We start from the raw sequence: 6,459 nt of genomic DNA on the forward strand, positions 1-6,459 counted from the left end.
CACGGGGATGTTCGAGCAGGACGATGTGGAGAACTGGGTGTCCCTTACGAACACCGCGAAAGGGAATATGGCGCGGCGCTTGCTGCTGAACAGCCGGATGGGCGTGCTGAAAGACGGCAGATTCGTCGTGGAGCCGCTCGGACCGGACGCGTTCTCTGGCCCGGGCGTGGCCCACGTCGGTTACGGAGAGTACAACCAGCGGCATCTGCTCGAGCGCTGGGCGGACTACCTCGAGACGGAGCCGACCGCGCTGATCATCTCGTCGGTGGGGATGCCGGAGGGGCTGTCATGACCGAGGCGCGCTGGGTTCGACTGAAAGAGTCGCCGCTCGGAGCACATACGACCAAAGCCACGCGGGTGGGGAGTTCGTTGTCGTTCTCGGACGGCCTGCATCTGGAGACGCACAGGTGGCTCGTCGAAGAGGCATACATCCTCGACGAGCAGCGGTACGAGGACTGGCTCGACCTCATCGCCGACGATGTGCACTACATCATGCCCGTGCAGGTCACTACCGCGCTCGGCGCCGGGTACTCGACGTCTCCGGGCATGGCGCATTGGGACGAGAACAAGTACTCCCTGAGCCGGCGGGTCGCCCGCTTCCTCACGGAACACGCCTGGACAGAGGATCCGCCCTCCCGGCTCCGTCACTTCGTCACGAACGTGCGCACCTTCGAGAGCGACGTCCCGGGCGAGGTCGTCGTCGATTCTGCGGTGCTTCTTTTCCGCAGTCGCGGCGACGTGCACGAGCCCGCGGTGATCTCGGCCGGCCGCGAAGACGTTCTGCGACGTGTCGGCGGCGGGTTGCAGCTCGCACGCCGAACCATCACGGTCGACGAGTCGGTCTTGCGCACACAGAATCTGGCGATCTTCCTATGAAACTCGAATGGGAAGGCGAAGAGGACGACCGCATCGCGGCCATCGCAGCAGCAGACGAACGTCAGCGGCTCGAAGACCAGCGGGTAGGGGCTCCGATCTCGATCGCCAATGAGTTCTCGGAGATCCGGGTATCTCGCGTGGAGACACGCAACGGCTCCCGGCTCCTGATCGAGTCGCCGCGATCCGGGCAGTGGGTCGCTCTCGATCCGCTCGAGCTCGAGGCGCTGACCTGGCAGACTACGGCGACGTTCTCCGCCATGATCGCCCAACCGTTCGCACCGATGTTCCCTGAGATAACGCCTGAAGAAGCAGGAGAGGAGTGACACATGCCTGTCGTGAAAGCGGATCTCGGGCTCTGTCAGGGCTACGCCAACTGCATCATGGCCGCGGGAGACTATTTCGATCTCGATGACGACGGCGTCGTGATCCTGCTCAGAACAGAGGTCGACGAGGCCGACCGGAAACGGGTCACCGAGGCGGCGAACAGCTGCCCGGTTTCCGCGCTCCGGGTGGAAGACGAATGACGACAGCGATTGTCGGTGCGTCGATCGCGGGGGTACGGGCCGCGCAGGCGCTTCGGGCAGAGGGGTATCGCGGAGACGTTGTGCTCATCGGCTCCGAGCCCGTGCTGCCCTACGACAAGCCGCCGCTGTCGAAGGGATACCTCGTCGGTGCAGGTGCAGCCGAGGTCACGCTCCTCACGGCGGCGGAGGCGCTCGAGCTTAACATCGACCTTCGTCTCGGTGTGCCGGCGGTAGGTCTGGACCGTGCGTTGTCGGAGCTCCGGCTGGCGAATGGACGGCGGGTCGGCTTCGATGACCTCGTGGTGGCGACCGGCGTCCGCGCGCGGCCGTCGCCGTGGGGTGAAGGCGAGGGAATCCATGTGCTGCGGACACTCGACGACGCAGACCGGCTGCGCGCCGAGCTAGTTCCCGATCGCAGGATCATCGTCATCGGAGCGGGCTTCATCGGCGCCGAGGTCGCCGCGACCGCTCTTGGGCTCGGAGTCGATGTCACCCTGGTCTCGGCGACACGCGACCTGATGTCACGCCGGCTCGGTGACGAGATTGGCGCCCTCTTCTCGCAGAAGCACTCCCGGCATGGCGTACATGCGGTTCTCGGACGGACGGTCGCGCAGATCGACGGTGCGAAGGGAGACTTCCGCGTGCTCCTGGATGACGGTTCCGAGCTCCACGGTGATGTCGTCGTCATCGGCATCGGGGCAGTGCCGAACGTCGAATGGCTCGAGGACTCAGGGCTCGAGATCGACGACGGTCTCGTCTGCGACGAATTCCTCACGGCACTCGGCGCCCCGGAAATCCATGCGATCGGCGATGTTGCGCGGTGGCGGCATCCGGTTCGCGGCGATCTCACCCGTCTTGAGCACTGGACGAATGCGGTCGACCAGGCGCGCTGTGTCGCGCACAACATCGCTCATCCCGACGACCGACGCTCATATCTGCCTGTCGAGTATGTCTGGAGTGACCAGTTCAACTGGAAGCTGCACATCGTCGGTCGCACGACGGCAGTCAACCCCGAGATGGTGACGGACCCTCGAACACCCGACCGGATCGCGTCTCTGTACTCTCAGAATGGTCTGTCATTCGACGGGGCAGTGGTACTGAATTGGCCCCGCGCTCTCGTCGAAGTCCGCCGGTCCATCGCAGCGGGATCGTCGCTTTCCGACGTTCGTGTACGACTGGGCCGGCTGCTCGAATCGGCGTCCGGATAGACCTGGACGGGATCGCCTTGCCCTTGATGGCGGCCCTGAGGGCCGGCAGGAACGATACAGTTTCTGTTGTGCAGAGAAATAGAGCAGCCGACGGAGTCGATGCGGCTCCGCAATACCGATCGAGTCGGTCGACAATGCCCTGAAACTCCTGCTCCTGCTCGGTGAGAAGAACGAACTTCGACTGACGGACGCCAGCAAGCACCTGGGTGTCGCGACCTCAACGGCGCATCGCATCCTCGCGATGCTTCAATGGCGAGGATTCGTGCGGCAAGACCCGCGAACGAAGACATACGGGCCAGGGCCGTCGTTGACCACGATCGCCTTCTCGGTGCTGAGAAAGATGGACATCCCGCAGATCGTGCAACCGATCCTCGAGGAACTCAGCCACCAAGCCGGCGAGACGGTTCACCTCGGCACGCTCGACGGCAACTCCACTCGCTTTCTCGCAGTCTCGGAACCGACGACGGCGGTGCGAGTCGCTTCACGGTTGGGCAAGGAGATGCCGGCCCATTGCACCTCCACGGGAAAGGTTCTCCTGGCGCAGCTCCCGCGAGAACAATTGGACCGTCTCTACCCCGACGAGCAACTCTCACAGGTGACTCCGCAGTCGATCCGTACCAAGACCGAGCTCCTCGCACAACTGGATCTTGTCGCGAAGCAGGGCTATGCAACGAACCGGGAGGAGAGCGAGGAGGGCGTGGCCTCGGTGGCCGTGGCCGTTCCCTCGGCGAGCGGGCTGCGGTTGGCGATCAACGCATCTGCCCCGGTGTTCCGCTTGCCTCCCCGCAAGGTGAAGACCCTCGTCGCACTCCTCGATGAGGCAGCCGTACGTCTGGCCGACCTGACCTCCTGAAGGCTCGTCGTCTCTTTCCCCTGCGACCTGGTGCAGGGGTCGTTCGGCGCGTTCTGAAGAGAGCTCGAGCCATGCTGGACTGTTGGCGCCGCGCAAGCTATTGTGTCTTCTAGTTAGGAACAAGTTCTGCTCAGCAGATAAATATGCGAAGAGGATGATCAATGCAGATCGTACTGGTGCACGGCGGATGGGTAGGCGGCTGGGTGTGGGACGGCGTCGCCGACGAATTGCGCAGAATGGGGCACGAGGTGATCGCGCCGACGCTGCGCGGTCTCGAAGACGGTGACGTGGACCGCTCCGGCGTCACGATGAGCATGATGGCGCGCGATCTGATCGATCAGGTAAGAGAGCTCACCCAGCTCGACATCGTGCTCGTCGGTCATAGCGGCGGAGGTCCGCTCATCCAACTCGTCGCTGAGGCGATGCCCGAGCGCATCGGCCGGGTCGTCTTCGTCGACGCCTGGGTGCTGCGCGACGGCGAGACCATTAACGACGTGCTCCCCGATCCGTTGGTCGCAGCGACGAAGGCGCTTGCGAGTCAGTCCGACGACAACACCATCGTCATGCCGCCTGAGCTCTGGGCCGCGTCTATGCAGGACATGTCCCCGTTCGAGCAGCAGCAGCTCGCCGCGCTCGAGCCGAGGCTCGTCCCAGCGCCGGCAGGCTGGTCCGATGAGCCGATCCGCCTCGACCGGTTCTGGGCGAGCAGCATCCCGTCAAGTTATGTGTTCCTCGCTCAGGACCAGGCCGTTCCCGCTGAGATCTACCAGGCCGCGGCCGGGCGGCTTGATAGTCCGCGCACGATCGAGATCGACGGAAGCCATTTGGTGATGCTCACGCATCCGGAGAGGCTCGCACGGGCCCTCGACGCCGTCATTGCCTAACAGGCCTGGGGAAGCTATGGATTCGATTTCACGCCCAGACGACGTCGCGCCGATCTCGTACACCGAACTGGCGCCGTCGGGTGCGCCTGCTCGGTGGATCGTCCTCGTGCACGGGGGTGGTGCCTCGAACGAGTACTATCTCGAGACGCCCGACGGCCGACAGGGCTGGGCGGCACGATTCGTATCGCATGGCTACGGTGTGCTGGTGGTGGACTGGCTGGGGTTGTCCTATGAGGCGGCCCAACACGTCGATGATCGTGCGGCGTCTGCGCGGCTGGACTATGAGAGCGTGTGCCGAGGGATGGGCGTGTTCCTCTCTGGTCTCGGCCGGAACGTCGTGCTGGTCGTGCACTCGATGGCAGGTCCGATTGGCTTCCGCCTCCTAGAGACGCATGGCGATCTCATCGACGGGCTCGTAGCCGTCGCTCCGGGCCCGCCTGGAAATATACAGGCGGTGCCCGAGATCGTGAGGGAGTCCGACCAGGAGGTCTCCATCCGTGGAGCGGCCATCGACTGGACCATCCCGAAGATGGGTTTCTGGGAACCCACAAGCGCCTTCGTGAACGACAAGGCCATCGGACCCAGCCGGCGGTTCCCCCGCGAGTGCATCGAGGTGTTCCGCCGCACCCTTCGGCCGATCCCGGCCCGGATGCTTTATCAGCGTCAGAACATCGGTGGGAGCCAAATGAGGATCGGGCCGACCGACGCGTTCACGAACAAGCCGATTCTCGTCTTCACGGGTGGAGCCGATACCGACCACCCCTCGCAGCTGGATCAGGACATCGTGGCCTGGCTCACCGATCAGGGCGCCGCCGTCACCTTCTGGTCGTCCGAACTGCCTCTTCTCGCTGGGAACGGCCACTCGCTGATGGTCGAAGACAATAGCGACGAGATCGCTGACGAGATCGCGCGGTGGATCACGGCGCTCTGACTCGCCACCGTATCGTCCCGGCCATTATTTCAGCCGACCCGACGTCCCCAACAGCGGAGGAGAACGCCAGTCGTTTCCTTCGTGTCACTCGAGGGAACGCTGTGCCAGCTCGTTGCCGACTACGACTTGGTCGATCGGGCCCTTGCTCGAACTCCTCATTTCATACGTCTGGCGATGGACTCAAGGGAGATGTTCGCCGACGGCCGCGTGCAACTCCAGGTCATCGGTGGACAGCTGAGGCGTCTGCCACGACGCATCGAGACGATCGGTTCGCAGCTCGAACGGAACGTTCGGGCTGAGCATAAGGATGTTCCGAGACCTCCAGGAACGCGGATGGATCGGTTCGTTGGTCGGGGAGCTGACGACCACCCTGGTTGGCGTGGCGCTTATCGTCGCTGCGGTGCTACTTTCGGTCTCGGGGGGTGGCCCCCAGCTCGCCCCGACGTCGCACTCCTACCGTTCCTAGGGGCGGGGTGGTCGGCCTCGCGGGCAGGCTCCTCGTGCTGAGGCCGCTGCGCACCTCCTTGATGCGCACCACGCTGATCGCCGGATCCTGGCAAACTATCCCGCGACGCGAATTCGCAGGGGGTGTCGGCGCGACTTTCGATCGACGTACAGTGCCGTCCGTTAACAAACGATCGGTTCGTGCGACCGAACTGTCGAACGCCTGTGCATCGCTGCGGCGAGTTCCTCATGGCGCAGTACCTGGGTTTCGCTTCCGGAAGAAGATTTCACGAACCCCAGCGACACGGTGTTGCGGTGACGTTCGACGAAAGAGAAGAAGGATGGCCCGGCGAATCCCAATCGCGCGAAGTCTCGCCTTCGAAATGACAGAAGCGCTCCTGTGCTCGCGCGTCGGTTACTTCGCACCTTCTAGGTGTGACGTTATCAATTAGGGTGATGACGACCGGTGACGGGTACCGGTACCTGCTGAACTCTGTCGTGTCCGGTGACGGCGACCGCGACGCCTCGTCTGTGTTGACGCGGTATTACGCGGAGGCCGGGACTCCTGGCTCGATGTAGCGCCGAGGGGGTCGCTACTGGTCGGTTCCGACGTTGTGTTCAACCCAGTCGCGCAGATGCTTCAACGGGGCGGCTGCGCTGTGTCCGAGGTCAGTAAGTTCGTACTCCACGCGAGCGGGAACCTCGGGGTAGACGGTGCGAGTGAGCAGGCCGTGGTCTT

At 63.9% G+C, this 6,459-nt stretch carries 8 protein-coding genes and 2 pseudogenes; 9 read left to right on the forward strand and 1 reads right to left on the reverse strand.

What is annotated here, in order from left to right:
- From LL239_RS17200 to LL239_RS17240, 9 genes and pseudogenes are all read left to right on the forward strand, one after another.
- Positions 1-292: pseudogene (locus LL239_RS17200) on the forward strand (aromatic ring-hydroxylating dioxygenase subunit alpha); the annotation flags it as partial.
- Entirely contained in the window at positions 289-876 is a 588-nt protein-coding gene (locus LL239_RS17205) for a 3-phenylpropionate/cinnamic acid dioxygenase subunit beta (protein WP_005054954.1), read from the forward strand. The pseudogene LL239_RS17200 and the gene LL239_RS17205, both read left to right, overlap by 4 nt.
- Positions 873-1,199, forward strand: coding sequence for a hypothetical protein (locus tag LL239_RS17210; protein WP_005054953.1), 327 nt, complete (start codon positions 873-875; stop codon positions 1,197-1,199). The genes LL239_RS17205 and LL239_RS17210 overlap by 4 nt, the downstream gene beginning before the upstream one ends.
- Positions 1,200-1,202: 3 nt before the next feature.
- The gene (locus LL239_RS17215) at positions 1,203-1,400 is read left to right on the forward strand and encodes a ferredoxin (protein WP_005054951.1); all 198 of its coding nucleotides are present in this window, start codon (positions 1,203-1,205) and stop codon (positions 1,398-1,400) included.
- A complete protein-coding gene (locus LL239_RS17220; RefSeq protein WP_005054949.1) occupies positions 1,397-2,608 on the forward strand; it encodes an NAD(P)/FAD-dependent oxidoreductase in 1,212 nt (403 codons plus the stop codon). The genes LL239_RS17215 and LL239_RS17220 overlap by 4 nt, the downstream gene beginning before the upstream one ends.
- A 118-nt stretch (positions 2,609-2,726) precedes the next feature.
- Positions 2,727-2,873: pseudogene (locus LL239_RS17225) on the forward strand (helix-turn-helix domain-containing protein); the annotation flags it as partial.
- Between the two features lie 42 nt (positions 2,874-2,915).
- Complete coding sequence (locus LL239_RS17230) at positions 2,916-3,461, forward strand: IclR family transcriptional regulator (protein ID WP_223159176.1); 546 nt, start codon at positions 2,916-2,918, stop codon at positions 3,459-3,461.
- Positions 3,462-3,622: 161 nt separating this feature from the next.
- Entirely contained in the window at positions 3,623-4,345 is a 723-nt protein-coding gene (locus LL239_RS17235) for an alpha/beta fold hydrolase (RefSeq protein ID WP_005054944.1), read from the forward strand.
- Between the two features lie 16 nt (positions 4,346-4,361).
- Positions 4,362-5,276: an alpha/beta fold hydrolase gene (locus tag LL239_RS17240; protein ID WP_005054941.1), complete on the forward strand. Its 915-nt coding sequence runs from the start codon at positions 4,362-4,364 to the stop codon at positions 5,274-5,276.
- A 1,037-nt stretch (positions 5,277-6,313) separates the two neighbouring features.
- Here the strand turns inward: LL239_RS17240 and LL239_RS17245 are convergent.
- On the reverse strand, positions 6,314-6,409 hold the full coding sequence (locus tag LL239_RS17245) for a hypothetical protein (protein ID WP_370651862.1): 96 nt from the start codon (positions 6,407-6,409) through the stop codon (positions 6,314-6,316).
- Between the last annotated feature and the right edge of the window lie 50 nt (positions 6,410-6,459).

It is taken from the genome of Microbacterium testaceum, from assembly GCF_020781835.1.
In the GTDB taxonomy this organism is placed as follows: Bacteria; Actinomycetota; Actinomycetes; order Actinomycetales; family Microbacteriaceae; genus Microbacterium; species Microbacterium testaceum_H.